This is a genomic window from Streptomyces sp. NPDC051578, from assembly GCF_044454045.1.
In the GTDB taxonomy this organism is placed as follows: domain Bacteria; phylum Actinomycetota; class Actinomycetes; order Streptomycetales; family Streptomycetaceae; genus Streptomyces.
Genome location: NZ_JBITDH010000010.1, coordinates 148,257 through 160,459 on the forward strand (window position 1 = coordinate 148,257; position 12,203 = coordinate 160,459).

Annotated in this window: 12 protein-coding genes and 1 pseudogene; 3 read left to right on the top strand and 10 right to left on the bottom strand. The window is 70.6% G+C overall.

Going from position 1 to position 12,203, the window contains the following annotated elements:
- Positions 1-23: 23 nt before the first annotated feature.
- On the top strand, positions 24-629 hold the full coding sequence (locus tag ACIA6C_RS29535) for a cysteine hydrolase family protein (RefSeq protein ID WP_399280432.1): 606 nt from the start codon (positions 24-26) through the stop codon (positions 627-629).
- 69 nt (positions 630-698) lie between these two features.
- On the opposite strand, the gene ACIA6C_RS29540 is transcribed toward ACIA6C_RS29535, so the two are convergent.
- Positions 699-1,847, bottom strand: a complete 1,149-nt coding sequence (locus ACIA6C_RS29540) for a glycerate kinase (RefSeq protein ID WP_399280434.1) — start codon at positions 1,845-1,847, stop codon at positions 699-701.
- A gap of 256 nt (positions 1,848-2,103) precedes the next feature.
- On the opposite strand from ACIA6C_RS29540, the gene ACIA6C_RS29545 reads away from it, so the two are divergent.
- Positions 2,104-2,604, top strand: coding sequence for an NUDIX hydrolase (locus ACIA6C_RS29545; RefSeq protein ID WP_361139223.1), 501 nt, complete (start codon positions 2,104-2,106; stop codon positions 2,602-2,604).
- Positions 2,605-2,648: 44 nt separating this feature from the next.
- Positions 2,649-3,077 carry a hypothetical protein gene (locus tag ACIA6C_RS29550; protein ID WP_361139225.1) on the top strand — a complete coding sequence of 143 codons (429 nt, stop codon included), beginning with the start codon at positions 2,649-2,651 and terminating at the stop codon, positions 3,075-3,077.
- A gap of 117 nt (positions 3,078-3,194) precedes the next feature.
- On the opposite strand, the gene ACIA6C_RS29555 is transcribed toward ACIA6C_RS29550, so the two are convergent.
- From ACIA6C_RS29555 to ACIA6C_RS29595, 9 genes and pseudogenes are all read right to left on the bottom strand, one after another.
- The gene (locus tag ACIA6C_RS29555) at positions 3,195-3,704 is read right to left on the bottom strand and encodes a methylated-DNA--[protein]-cysteine S-methyltransferase (protein WP_399280436.1); all 510 of its coding nucleotides are present in this window, start codon (positions 3,702-3,704) and stop codon (positions 3,195-3,197) included.
- Between the two features lie 15 nt (positions 3,705-3,719).
- The gene (locus tag ACIA6C_RS29560) at positions 3,720-5,201 is read right to left on the bottom strand and encodes an AlkA N-terminal domain-containing protein (protein ID WP_361139231.1); all 1,482 of its coding nucleotides are present in this window, start codon (positions 5,199-5,201) and stop codon (positions 3,720-3,722) included.
- Between the two features lie 250 nt (positions 5,202-5,451).
- Positions 5,452-6,231, bottom strand: coding sequence for a CDP-diacylglycerol--serine O-phosphatidyltransferase (gene pssA, locus ACIA6C_RS29565; RefSeq protein WP_399280444.1), 780 nt, complete (start codon positions 6,229-6,231; stop codon positions 5,452-5,454).
- Positions 6,232-6,295: 64 nt separating this feature from the next.
- On the bottom strand, positions 6,296-6,952 hold the full coding sequence (locus tag ACIA6C_RS29570; protein WP_136212902.1) for a phosphatidylserine decarboxylase: 657 nt from the start codon (positions 6,950-6,952) through the stop codon (positions 6,296-6,298).
- Positions 6,953-7,137: 185 nt separating this feature from the next.
- Entirely contained in the window at positions 7,138-8,343 is a 1,206-nt protein-coding gene (locus ACIA6C_RS29575) for an acyl-CoA dehydrogenase family protein (protein ID WP_361139237.1), read from the bottom strand.
- A 5-nt stretch (positions 8,344-8,348) separates the two neighbouring features.
- Positions 8,349-8,861, bottom strand: a complete 513-nt coding sequence (locus ACIA6C_RS29580) for a MaoC family dehydratase (protein ID WP_030155134.1) — start codon at positions 8,859-8,861, stop codon at positions 8,349-8,351.
- A 4-nt stretch (positions 8,862-8,865) separates the two neighbouring features.
- Positions 8,866-9,858: a CoA ester lyase gene (locus ACIA6C_RS29585; RefSeq protein WP_361139240.1), complete on the bottom strand. Its 993-nt coding sequence runs from the start codon at positions 9,856-9,858 to the stop codon at positions 8,866-8,868.
- Positions 9,855-11,906: a protein meaA gene (locus ACIA6C_RS29590; RefSeq protein WP_366082550.1), complete on the bottom strand. Its 2,052-nt coding sequence runs from the start codon at positions 11,904-11,906 to the stop codon at positions 9,855-9,857. The genes ACIA6C_RS29585 and ACIA6C_RS29590 overlap by 4 nt, the downstream gene beginning before the upstream one ends.
- A 45-nt stretch (positions 11,907-11,951) precedes the next feature.
- Positions 11,952-12,203, bottom strand: a pseudogene (locus ACIA6C_RS29595) (crotonyl-CoA carboxylase/reductase); the annotation flags it as partial.

Consider the following 12,203-nt stretch of genomic DNA (forward strand, 5'->3'; position numbering starts at 1 on the left):
GCGGCCGCGGACACGATGGAGCCATGACGACGAACGAGATCGAGATCGCCCCGAACAGTGCCCTGCTGATCATCGACGTGCAGAAGGGCTTCGGCGACGCCTCCTACTGGGGGCCGCGCAACAACCCGGCCGCAGAGGCCAACATGGCCGCCCTGATGGACACCTGGCAGGAGTCCGGGCGCCCGGTGGTGCTCGTCCAGCACGCCTCGCGGACGACCGGCTCCGTCCTGGCCGCCGACCAGCCCGGCTACGCCTTCCAGGACTTCGTCGAGGAGCGCCGGGAGTCGGCCGCGCTGCACGTCACCAAGACGGTGAACTCCTCCTTCTATGGCACCCCCGACCTGGCGGAGTGGCTCACCGCCCAGGGCATCGGCCAGCTCGTCGTCGCCGGGATCCAGACGAACATGTGCGTGGAGACCACCGCCCGGATGGCCGGGAACCTCGGCTACGACGTCCTCGTCCCCCTGGACGCCACGCACACCTTCGACCTCGCGGGCCCGGACGGCGCCCGCCTGAGCGCCGACGAGCTGGCCACCGCCACCGCCGTCAACCTCCACGGCGGCGGCTTCGCCCGCGTCGTCGCCACCGCAGAGCTGCTCGCCGCGTCCCGGGTCCGGCTCACCGCGTAGTCCGCGGGGCGGTGCACGAGAGAGGGCCGGCCCCCGCACGGGGACCGGCCCTCTTCGTCTCCTGACGCGTCAGAGCACGTCGGCCGCGATGTTGGCCGCCACCTGCTCCAGCAGCGGACCGGCATTCGCGATGCACTTCGCCGGGTCCGGCTCGATCTCCGTCAGCGGGTACGCCCGCCGGATCCCGGCCGCCCGCAGCGCCTCCTGCCCCAGCAGCAGCCGCCCGCACACCGCCACGACCTCCTTGCCCGCCGCCCGGGCCGCCGCCGCGACACCGGCCGGGGCCTTGCCGTGCAGGGTCTGCTCGTCCAGCGAGCCCTCGCCGGTGATCACCAGCGTGGCCCGCTCCAGCGCCGGAGCGAAGCCCAGCACCTCCAGCATCAGCTCGATCCCGGGACGGAACGTCGCCCCGAGCAGCAGCGCCCCGTAGCCGATGCCGCCCGCGCCGCCGGCGCCGGGCAGCAGCGCGCACTCGGTGGCCTTCGCGCCGATCGCCTTCTCCAGGACCACCGCGAAGTGCGCGAGCGCCGCGTCCAGCGTCGCCACGTCCTCGGGGGAGGCCCCCTTCTGCGGCCCGTACACCGCGGGCGCGCCCTTCGGGCCCGTCAGCGGGTTGTCCACGTCGCTCGCGAGCACGAAGTCCACATCCGCGAAGCGCGGGTCGACGCCGGACAGGTCCGCCGTGGCAAGGGAGGCCAGCGCGCCGCCGCCCGGACCGACCGGTTCACCGTTCGCGTCCAGGAACACCGCGCCGAGGGCCGCGAGCATCCCCGCACCGCCGTCGGTGGTCGCGCTGCCGCCCACGCCGAAGACGATCGAGCGCGCGCCCGCGTCCAGGGCGGCTTTGAGCAGCTCGCCCGAGCCGTACGTGGTCGCCGTCAGCGGGGCGAAGACGCCCTGGGGCAGCAGCTGGAGTCCGGAGGCCTCAGCCATCTCGACCACGGCCGTCGGGCCGCGCAGTGCGAAAGCGGCCGTGACCTGGTCGCCGAGGGGCCCGGTGACCCGTACCTCCCGGCGTTCGAAACCGGCCGCGACGGCGGCCGCGACCGTACCGTCGCCGCCGTCCGCGACGGGGAGGGTCTCGATCTCCACGCCCGGTACGGCCTTGCGAAGGCCGGCCGTCACCCGCTCCGCGACCTGTACGGCCGTGAGCGAGCCCTTGAATTTGTCCGCGGCGATGAGCACGCGCGCGGCCTCAGTTACTGCTCCGTCCGTCACCTTTGCTGATCCCTTGCTATCGAACAGTGCAGTCGCGCCGCCCTGAGCCTATCCGGAGGATCCTCCTATGCCCATGGGTGGCCTGGGACACACGGGCGACCCATACCCCCAAACGGGTACATACGGCCCGGGTCGGGCCCGCCGCCCGCGGCGCGAGCGCCTCGCGTAGTCCGAGGAGTGAGACGGCGCGGACGGCGGCCGGGCCGTGCCCGGGGCATGATCCACGCGTCCCCGGCCGCCTGGGTAGGGTGGCGGCGTGACCACCACGGATGACTACGCCACCTACATCGCGAGCCTGCCCCGGGTGCTGGCGGGCGCGGCCGCCCTCTTCCGGGACGCCGAGGGCCGGGTACTCCTCGTCGAACCCAACTACCGCGAGGGGTGGGCCCTGCCGGGAGGCACCGTCGAGTCCGACCGGAACGAGTCGCCGCGGACCGCCGCGCGGCGCGAGAGCGCCGAGGAGATCGGCATCGACCAGCCGCTCGGCCGGCTGCTCGCCGTGGACTGGAGCGTGGACGCCGGCCGCCCCCCGCTGGTCGCGTACCTCTACGACGGCGGTGTGCTGGACGCCGGGCAACTCGCCTCCATCAGGCTCCAGGAGGAGGAACTGCTCTCCTGGAAGCTGGTCGCACCGGCCGAACTGACCACGTACCTCCTCGGATCGCTCGGCCGCCGCGTCCAAGAGGCCTACCGGGTCCTGGAGTCGGGCGCGAGCACCGTCGAGCTGGAGAACGGCCGCCGCCCGGCGGACGCGTAACACCGTTATCCGAGGCCTACTCCGACCAGGACAGAATGCAGCGCATGATCACGATGTACGCCTGGCCGAGCACGGCCGACGGACCGGACGCCCTCCCCATGGTCCACTTCACCACCGACGAGCAGGCCGGCGGCGAGGTCACGCCCGAGGGGACGCCGGTGTGGCTGTTCGACGGCGCGATACGCGACGGCGGCTGGGCCGAGTTCGCCGACTTCGACGCCTGGTCGGTCCCGGCCACCGACTGGCAGGCCTTCTACCGCCGTGAGGACGACCTCCTCGCCGTCACCGGGCCCGGCAGCTGCGAGGGCTGGTACCAGGGCAAGCTCGGCGCCGACGAGGAATGGGTGTCGGCGGCGGCCGAGCAGCGGAGCGTGGTCCTGCTCGCCGCGCCCGTCCAGCACCCCTCCCTGTACGCCTACGCGGTCGAGGCCGGCGCCGGGTTCGCACTGCTGGTGCCGCTCGCGGTCATCTGACGGCCGCCCCGCGATCCGCCGGGCGATCCGGCCCCGCGAGCCGCCGCGAGGCCGCCGGTGATCACGGGACAGCCTCTTCGGCCCATGCCCGGGCGCGGGCCCTTTGCAGACGCCCGTTCAGACCGGCAGGGCCCGCTCGCCGGCCTCGAAGGCCAGCAGCCGGACCTTGCGCTCGACGCCGCCGCCGTAGCCGGTCATCGAACCCGAGGCACCGATCACCCGGTGGCACGGGACGATGATGCCGACCGGGTTCTTGCCGTTGGCCAGGCCCACGGCCCGGGACGCACCCGGCTTGCCGAGCTTCGCGGCGAGCTCACCGTAGGACCAGGTCTGTCCGTAGGGGATGCGCACGAGCTGTTCCCACACGCTGCGCTGGAACGCCGTTCCCTCCAGCCGTACGGGGACGGTGAATTCGGTGAGCTCCCCGGCGAAGTACGCGGTCAGCTGGCGCGCGACGTCGGGGAAGGGCTCTTCGACGGGCGAGACCCGCTCGCCGAAGGACTCCTCCTGCGGGCGGTGTCGCTGGCCGGTCATGTACAGGCCGCTGAGTACGCCGTCGGTGGCCACGAGGGTCAGGGGGCCGTACGGGCTGTCGACGACGGTGTGCTGCTTGCTGCTGCTGTTCATGGCGGGTCGTACTCCTCAGACGGGCAGGTGGTTGATGGGGTGGCTGTCGGTGGCCCACAGGTACTGGACGGCGTACGCGCGCCACGGCCGCCAGCCGGCCGCCCGCGCGGTGAGGGCGGCCGGGGTGGAGGGCAGTCCGAGCCCGGCGGCGGCGCGACGGACCCCGAGGTCGGAAGGCAGGAAGGCGTCCGGGTCGCCGAGGGCCCGCATCGCGATGACCTCGGTGGTCCACGGGCCGAAGCCGGGCAGCGTGCCCAGCCGCGCGCGGGCCGCCTCCCAGTCGCTGTCGACACCCAGCGGGAGCGAGCCGTCGGCCAGGGCCGAGACCAGGCCGGTGAGGGTCGCGCGGCGGCTGCGCGGCAGGGCCAGCGCCTGCGGATCCAGCGAGGCGAGGGCCTGCGGGGACGGGAACAGGTGGGTCAGCCCGCCCTCCGGGTCGGGGTCGGCGACCGGCTCGCCGTGTGCGGTGACCAGCCGGGCCGCGTGCGTACGGGCCGCCGCGGTGGAAACCTGCTGGCCGAGCACGGCCCGTACCGCGAACTCCGCCGCGTCGACCGTACGGGGCACCCGGCGCCCCGGGGCCTTGTCGACGAGCGGGGCCAGCAGCGGGTCCGAGCGGAGCTGCTCGTCGACGGCCTCGGGGTCGGCGTCCAGGTCCAGCAGCCGGCGGCAGCGGCTGATGGCGATGGTGAGGTCCCGCAGGTCGGTCAGGGCGAGCTGGCAGGCGATGTGGTCGGGCCGCGGGGCGAGCGCGACCACGCCGGTGCCGTACGGGAGCCGCAGCGTCCGGCGGTAGGCGCCGTCGCGCCATTCCTCGACGCCGGGGACCGCGGTCGCGGCGAGGTGGCCGAAGAGGTTGTCGGGGTTGAGGGGTGCCCGGAAGGGGAGCCGCAGGCTGATCGAGCCGGGGATGCGGGGCTGGTCGTGGCGGCCCCCGGCGGAGCGGGTGCGCAGCTCGCTCGGGGAGAGGGCGAACACCTCGCGGACGGTGTCGTTGAAGGCGCGGATGGAGGCGAACCCGGCGGCGAAGGCGACGTCGCCCATGGGGAGGGCGGAGGTCTCGATGAGCAGCCGGGCGGTCTGCGCGCGCTGTGCCCGGGCGAGGGCGAGGGGGCCGGCGCCGAGTTCGGTGCTCAGCTGCCGTTCGACCTGGCGCGTGGAGTACCCGAGGCGGGCCGCCAACCCGGGGACGCCCTCGCGGTCGACGACCCCGTCCTGGATGAGCCGCATGGCGCGGGCGACGGCGTCGGCGCGGGCGTTCCACTCGGGGGAGCCGGGGCTGGTGTCGGGCCGGCACCGCTTGCAAGCCCGGAACCCGGCCTGCTGGCAGGCGGCGGCGCTGGGCAGGAAGGTCATGTTCTCGACCTTGGGCGGCACGGCGGGACAGCTGGGCCGGCAGTAGATCCGCGTGGTCAGCACCGCGGTGAAGAACCATCCGTCGAAGCGGGCGTCCTTGGACTGCACGGCCCTCACACAGCGGTCGATGTCGGTGTACATGCGTCCAGCATCCCGTCCACCCCGGCGTACGGCTGGCAGTTTTCCGACATCAAGCGTACGGCCACCGCCGGCCGCCGGGTCGACGACCGCATCGGCGCGGGCCCCCGCGACGCTGTGACGGAGGCTCCGCCCCACGGGGGGCGGCGGCCGCACACCCGGCCCGTTGCGGTCGAGCGCCGGGGTGCGGACGCGGAAGGGCCCCCGGGGCCTTGACGGCGCCCGGGGGCCCTTCGTGAAACAGCGGCCGGCACTAGCGCGTGGCGGCTCGCGCCTCACGCCGGTTGTGCCGGAAGGTGTTCGCGCGACGGGTCGTCGCGAACAGCGGGATCGTCGCCGCCAGGGCGATCTGCAGCGCGCACCCGGTCTGGAGCAGCAGCTGACCGCCCGGGGCGTCGAACGCCCAGGCCGCCAGCAGCCCCATCGCCCCGATGATCCAGCTGAGCATCGCCACCGCGAGGACACCCCGCGGCTTGGGGTACTCGACCCGGCTCACCATCAGCCACGCCACCCCGATGATCGCCAGCAGCGTCGGGATGAAGGGAAGCCCCAGCAGGACGACGGAGACGACCGTCAGCGCTCCGAAGGGGCTCGGCATGCCCTGGAACATGCCGTCCTTCATCGTCACGCAGCTGAATCTCGCCAGCCTCAGCACCACGGCCAGCAGCACCACGATCGCCGCCAGCGCCGACATCTTCTGGTGCGCGTCATCCGCGACCATGCCGTACACGAGCACGAAGTACGCCGGCGCCAGCCCGAAGCTGATCAGGTCCGACAGGTTGTCCAGCTCGGCGCCCATCGGCGAGCTGCGCAGCTTGCGGGCCACGATGCCGTCGAAGAGGTCGAAGACCGCCGCGAGCAGCATCAGTATCACCGCGGTCGCCGCGCTGTGCCGGGCCATGCCCGACTCGCCGCTGCCGGTGAGGTGCGGGATGAGGATTCCGGTGGTGGTGAAGTACACCGCCATGAATCCGCAGGTCGCGTTGCCGAGGGTGAGGGTGTCCGCTATCGACAGCCGCAGTGAGAGCGGCATGTCTTCCGCGTCCGCGTCCTCGTCCTTGGCCTCGGGAACCCAGCCTGTGGCAGGGGTCTCAGGGTCAGTCACGGTCAATTCGGGTCACCCCCGCGGTGGTGGCCTGACCGACCTCGACCGCGACCTCGACGCCCTCGGGGAGGTAGATGTCGACGCGCGAGCCGAAGCGGATCAGACCGATGCGTTCGCCCTGCTCCACCTTGGTGCCGGCCGGCAGGTAGGGGACGATGCGACGCGCGACGGCACCGGCGATCTGCACCATCTCGATGTCGCCGAGCTCGGTGTCGAAGTGCCAGACGACGCGCTCGTTGTTCTCGCTCTCCTTGTTGAACGCCGGGACGAACCCGCCGGGGATGTGCTCCACGGACGTCACCGTGCCGGCCAGCGGCGCACGGTTGACGTGGACGTTCAGGGGGCTCATGAAGATCGCGACGCGAGTGCGCCCGTCCTTCCACGGCATGATGCTCTGCACCACGCCGTCGGCGGGCGAGATGACGCGGCCCTGTGCGATTTCGCGCTCGGGGTCGCGGAAGAACCACAGCATGCCCGCCGCGAGAGCGGTGGCGGGCACGGCCGCCGCGGCCCAGCGTCCGGACTTGCGGGCCCGGGTGAGGCTGAGCGCCGCGGTGGCGACGGTCGGCAGGAGCCACGGCGATGCTCCGCGCGCGAGGCGTCCACCGAGGAGGCCGACGCGAGGTGCAGAGGTTTGGCTGTGGGGCATGGATGACCTTCGTAGCGGGTGATGCCGCGCCGCAAACGGGGGGACGGGACGGCGGCTTTACTGGAATGCTATCGGTTGCACGCAACAACTGGGCAAGCCAGAAGCCGAGTCGATGACCGTCGGCCAGTGACTGGCAGTGACCCTTTTGCGGAAAACCGTCCGGCGATCCGCCGCAAAAGGGACTTTCAGCCCTGGAGTCGGTACTCCTCAAGCAGGCGTCGCCCGATGATCATTTTCTGGATCTCGGCCGTACCTTCACCGATCAGCAGCATCGGGGCTTCCCGGTAGAGGCGCTCGATCTCGTACTCCTTCGAGAATCCGTACCCGCCATGGATACGGAAGGCGTCCTCCACCACCTCCTTGCAGTACTCGGAGGCGAGGTACTTCGCCATCCCCGCTTCGAGGTCGTTTCGTTCCCCGGAGTCCTTTTTGCGTGCTGCGTTGACCATCATCGCATGGGCGGCTTCGACCTTGGTAGCCATTTCGGCCAGCTTGAACTGGATGGCCTGGTGCTCGGCGATCGCCTTGCCGAAAGTGTGACGTTGCTGGGCATAGGAGACACCCAGCTCGAATGCACGCTGAGCGACGCCGCAGCCACGCGCCGCCACGTTGACACGGCCGACCTCGACCCCGTCCATCATTTGGTAAAACCCTCGGCCGGTCTGGCCGCCGAGCACCCGATTGGCCGGAATGCGCAGTCCGTCCATGATGAGCTCGGTCGTGTCCACGCCCTTGTAGCCCATCTTGTCGATCTTGCCCGGGATGGTCAGGCCCGGACGGACCTCACCGAAGCCGGGCTCCTTCTCGACCAGGAACGTCGTCATCGACTTGTGCGGGGCGGTCCCCTCCGGGTGTCCTTCGTCACTCCGGACCAGAACGGCCACCAGCGTGGAGGTGCCGCCGTTGGTGAGCCACATCTTCTGGCCGTTCAGGACGTACTCGTCACCGTCCTTCACCGCCTTGGACGTGATGGCCGACACGTCCGAGCCCAGGCCAGGCTCCGACATCGAGAACGCGCCGCGGACCTCGCCCAGCGCCATGCGCGGGAGGAAGTGGTCCTTCTGCTCCTGCGTACCGTGCTGCTTGAGCATGTACGCCACGATGAAGTGGGTGTTGATGATGCCCGAGACGGACATCCAGCCACGCGCTATCTCCTCGACGCACAGCGCGTAGGTGAGCAGCGACTCACCCAGACCGCCGTACTCCTCCGGGATCATCAGGCCGAACAGGCCGAGTTCCTTGAGACCGTCGACGATCGCTTGCGGGTACTCGTCGCGGTGCTCCAGCTCGGTCGCGACCGGGATGATCTCCTTGTCGACGAACTCGCGGACCGTCTTGAGGATCTCGCGCTGGACCTCGTTGAGGCCGGCGGTCTGGGCAAGTCGGGTCATGGCTCTTACTTCCCCTGTTCCTTGAGCTGCGGGCGCCCGGGCTGCTCGCCGCCGCGCTCCTTGATGTACGTCTCGGTCGGGACCATCACCTTGCGCCGGAAGACGCAGACGAGGGTGCCGTCCTGCTTGTAGCCCTTGGTCTCCACGTAGACGATCCCGCGGTCGTTCTTCGACTTCGAGGGGGTCTTGTCGAGGACCGTGGTCTCGCCGTAGATGGTGTCGCCGTGGAAGGTCGGCGCCACGTGCCGCAGCGACTCGATCTCCAGGTTGGCGATGGCCTTCCCCGAGACGTCGGGGACCGACATGCCGAGCAGCAGCGAGTAGATGTAGTTGCCGACGACCACGTTCTTGCCGAAGTCGGTGGTGTTCTCGGCGTAGTTGCTGTCCATGTGCAGCGGGTGGTGGTTCATGGTCAGCAGGCAGAAGAGGTGGTCGTCGTACTCCGTGACCGTCTTCCCGGGCCAGTGCTTGTAGACGGCCCCGACCTCGAACTCCTCGTACGTGCGTCCGAACTGCATGGCCCTACGCCTCCGCCGTCTTCTCGGTCTCGGGGTGTTCGAACTTGGTGGTGCGCTGCATGCCGGCGGCGCGGCCCTTGCCCGCGATGACCAGGGCCATCTTGCGGCTGGCCTCGTCGATCATCTCGTCGCCGAGCATCGCCGAGCCCTTCTTGCCGCCGGCCTCGGAGGTGCACCAGTCGTACGCGTCGAGGATCATCTCGGCGTGGTCGTAGTCCTCCTGGGACGGGGAGAAGACCTCGTTCGCCGCGTCGACCTGGCCGGGGTGCAGCACCCACTTGCCGTCGAAGCCGAGGGCCGCGGCCCGCCCGGCGACCTCGCGGTACGCGTCGACGTCGCGGATCTGCAGGAAGGGGCCGTCGATCGCCTGGAGGTCGTGCATGCGGGCCGCCATCAGGATCCGCATCAGGATGTAGTGGTAGGCGTCCGCCGGGTAGCCGGGCGGCTGCATGCCCACGACCAGGGACTTCATGTTGATGGAGGCCATGAAGTCGGCCGGGCCGAAGATGATGGTCTCCAGCCGGGGGGAGGCGCCGGCGATCGCGTCGACGTTCACCAGGCCCTTGGCGTTCTCGATCTGCGCCTCGATGCCGATCTTGCCGACCTCGAAGCCCATGGTCTTCTCGATCTGCGTCAGCAGCAGGTCGAGCGCCACGACCTGCTGGGCGTCCTGCACCTTCGGCAGCATGATGCAGTCGAGGTTCTGGCCGGCGCCCTCGACGACCGTGATGACGTCACGGTACGTCCAGTGGGTGGTCCAGTCGTTGACGCGCACCACACGGGTCTTGCCGGTCCAGTCGCCGTTGTTCAGCGCGTCCACGATCGTGTGGCGCGCGCCCTCCTTGGCGAGGGGGGCGCAGGCGTCCTCCAGGTCGAGGAAGACCTGGTCGGCCGGCAGGCCCTGGGCCTTCTCCAGGAAACGCGGGTTCGAACCCGGCACCGCGAGGCAGGAGCGGCGCGGCCGCAGCCGGTTCACCGGGGAAGCGGGCGTGGTCATGCGGGAACCTCCATGGGGTCGAGCTTGTTCGCTTTGCGGATCTCGTCGACGATACGGCCGATGATCTCCGTGATGCCGAAGTCCTTGGGTGTGAATACGGCGGCCACCCCGGCCGCTTTCAGTGTCACCGCGTCGGCATTGGGGATGATGCCGCCCACGATGACGGGTATGTCACCCGCCCCCGCCAGACGCAGGCGTTCCAGTACGTCGGGGACGAGCGCGCAGTGTGAGCCGGACAGGATGGACAGTCCCACGCAGTGCACGTCCTCGGCCAGCGCGGCCGAGGAGATCTCCTCCGGCGTCAGCCGGATGCCCTGGTAGACCACCTCGAAGCCCGCGTCACGGGCCCGCACCGCGATCTGCTCCGCGCCGTTGGAGTGGCCGTCCAGGCCGGGCTTGCCGACCAGCAGGCGCAGCCGCCCGGAGCCCAGCTCCTCGGCCGTACGGGCGACCTTCTCGCGGACGAGGGCCATCGGGGTGCCCTCCTCGGCGGTGACGGCCACCGGCGCCGAGGAGACGCCGGTCGGCGCGCGGAACTCGCCGAACACCTCGCGCAGCGCGCTCGCCCATTCACCGGTGGTGACACCGGCGCGGGCGCACTCCAAGGTGGCCTCCATCAGGTTCTCGGTCCCGGCGGCGGCCTCCTTGAGCCGGTCCAGGGCCTGCATCACCGTCGGGAAGACGAACGGGTCGCCGTCGCCCTGCCGGTCCGAGGACTCCTGGCGCTCGGCGCGCCAGCGGACGATGCGCTCGACGATCTGCGCCTCCACCGCCCCGTCCACCGTCATGATGGCGCCGTCCAGGTCGGCCGTGAGCGGGTTCTCCTCCGTCTGCTGGAAGCAGTTGACGCCGACGATCTTGTCCTCGCCGGCCTCGATCCGGGCGCGCCGCTCGGCGTGCGAGGAGACGAGCTGGGACTTGAGGTAGCCCGACTCGACGGCGGCCATCGCGCCGCCCATCTCCTGGATCCGGTCGATCTCCTCCAGGCACTCGGCCACCAGGGACTCGACCTTGGCCTCGATGACGTGGGAGCCGGCGAAGATGTCCTCGTACTCCAGCAGGTCGCTCTCGTGGGCGAGGACCTGCTGGATGCGCAGCGACCACTGCTGGTCCCAGGGCCGGGGCAGGCCCAGCGCCTCGTTCCAGGCCGGCAGCTGCACCGCGCGGGCGCGGGCGTCCTTGGAGAGGGTGACCGCCAGCATCTCCAGCACGATGCGCTGGACGTTGTTCTCCGGCTGCGCCTCGGTCAGTCCGAGGGAGTTGACCTGGACGCCGTACCGGAAGCGCCGCTGCTTGGCGTCCTCGATGCCGTAGCGCTCGCGGGTGACCTGGTCCCAGATCCGGCCGAAGGCGCGCATCTTGCACATCTCCTCGATGAAGCGGACGCCCGCGTTCACGAAGAAGGAGATACGGGCGACCACCTCACCGAAACGTTCCTCCGGAACCTGCCCGGAGTCGCGCACCGAGTCCAGGACGGCGATCGCGGTGGACATCGCGTACGAGATCTCCTGGACCGGGGTCGCCCCCGCCTCCTGGAGGTGGTACGAGCAGATGTTGATCGGGTTCCACTTCGGGATGTGGTTGACCGTGTAGGCGATCATGTCCGTCGTCAGGCGGAGCGAGGGCCCGGGCGGGAAGACGTGCGTCCCGCGCGAGAGGTACTCCTTGACGATGTCGTTCTGGGTGGTGCCCTGGAGCTTGGAGATGTCCGCTCCCTGCTCCTCGGCGGCCACCTGATAGAGCGCCAGCAGCCACATGGCGGTGGCGTTGATCGTCATCGAGGTGTTCATCTGCTCCAGGGGGATGTCCTGGAACAGCCGCCGCATGTCGCCCAGATGGGAGACCGGGACCCCGACCCGGCCCACCTCGCCGCGGGCGAGGATGTGGTCCGGGTCGTAGCCGGTCTGCGTCGGCAGGTCGAACGCGACCGACAGGCCGGTCTGGCCCTTGGCGAGGTTGCGGCGGTACAGCTCGTTGGACGCCTCGGCCGTGGAGTGGCCGGCGTACGTCCGCATGAGCCACGGTCGGTCTTTCTGGCGCTCTGTCATCTCAGGCTGTCCCTTTGGCCCTTGAACGATCGGACGTGTCGGCTGTCAGATGTTGCGGAAGCGGTTGATCGCGTCCAGGTGCTCGGCCCGCATCTCGTGGTCGCGCACGCCCAGGCCCTCCTCGGGGGCCAGGGCGAGGACGCCGACCTTGCCCTGGTGGAGGTTGCGGTGGACGTCGTAGGCGGCCTGGCCGGTGTCCCCCAGCGAGTACACCTTCGAAAGGGTGGGGTGGATCTTGCCCTTGGCGATCAGGCGGTTGGCTTCCCAGGCCTCGCGGTAGTTCGCGAAGTGCGAGCC

Excerpts from the sequence above, each read along its gene's own strand:
- ACIA6C_RS29535 (WP_399280432.1), top strand. The coding sequence starts at position 24 with ATGACGACGAACGAGATCGAGATCGCCCCGAACAGTGCCCTGCTGATC.
- ACIA6C_RS29550 (WP_361139225.1), top strand. The coding sequence starts at position 2,649 with ATGATCACGATGTACGCCTGGCCGAGCACGGCCGACGGACCGGACGCC.
- ACIA6C_RS29555 (WP_399280436.1), bottom strand. The coding sequence starts at position 3,704 with ATGAACAGCAGCAGCAAGCAGCACACCGTCGTCGACAGCCCGTACGGC.
- ACIA6C_RS29560 (WP_361139231.1), bottom strand. The coding sequence starts at position 5,201 with ATGTACACCGACATCGACCGCTGTGTGAGGGCCGTGCAGTCCAAGGAC.
- pssA (WP_399280444.1), bottom strand. The coding sequence starts at position 6,231 with ATGCCGCTCTCACTGCGGCTGTCGATAGCGGACACCCTCACCCTCGGC.
- ACIA6C_RS29570 (WP_136212902.1), bottom strand. The coding sequence starts at position 6,952 with ATGCCCCACAGCCAAACCTCTGCACCTCGCGTCGGCCTCCTCGGTGGA.
- ACIA6C_RS29575 (WP_361139237.1), bottom strand. The coding sequence starts at position 8,343 with ATGACCCGACTTGCCCAGACCGCCGGCCTCAACGAGGTCCAGCGCGAG.
- ACIA6C_RS29580 (WP_030155134.1), bottom strand. The coding sequence starts at position 8,861 with ATGCAGTTCGGACGCACGTACGAGGAGTTCGAGGTCGGGGCCGTCTAC.
- ACIA6C_RS29585 (WP_361139240.1), bottom strand. The coding sequence starts at position 9,858 with ATGACCACGCCCGCTTCCCCGGTGAACCGGCTGCGGCCGCGCCGCTCC.
- ACIA6C_RS29590 (WP_366082550.1), bottom strand. The coding sequence starts at position 11,906 with ATGACAGAGCGCCAGAAAGACCGACCGTGGCTCATGCGGACGTACGCC.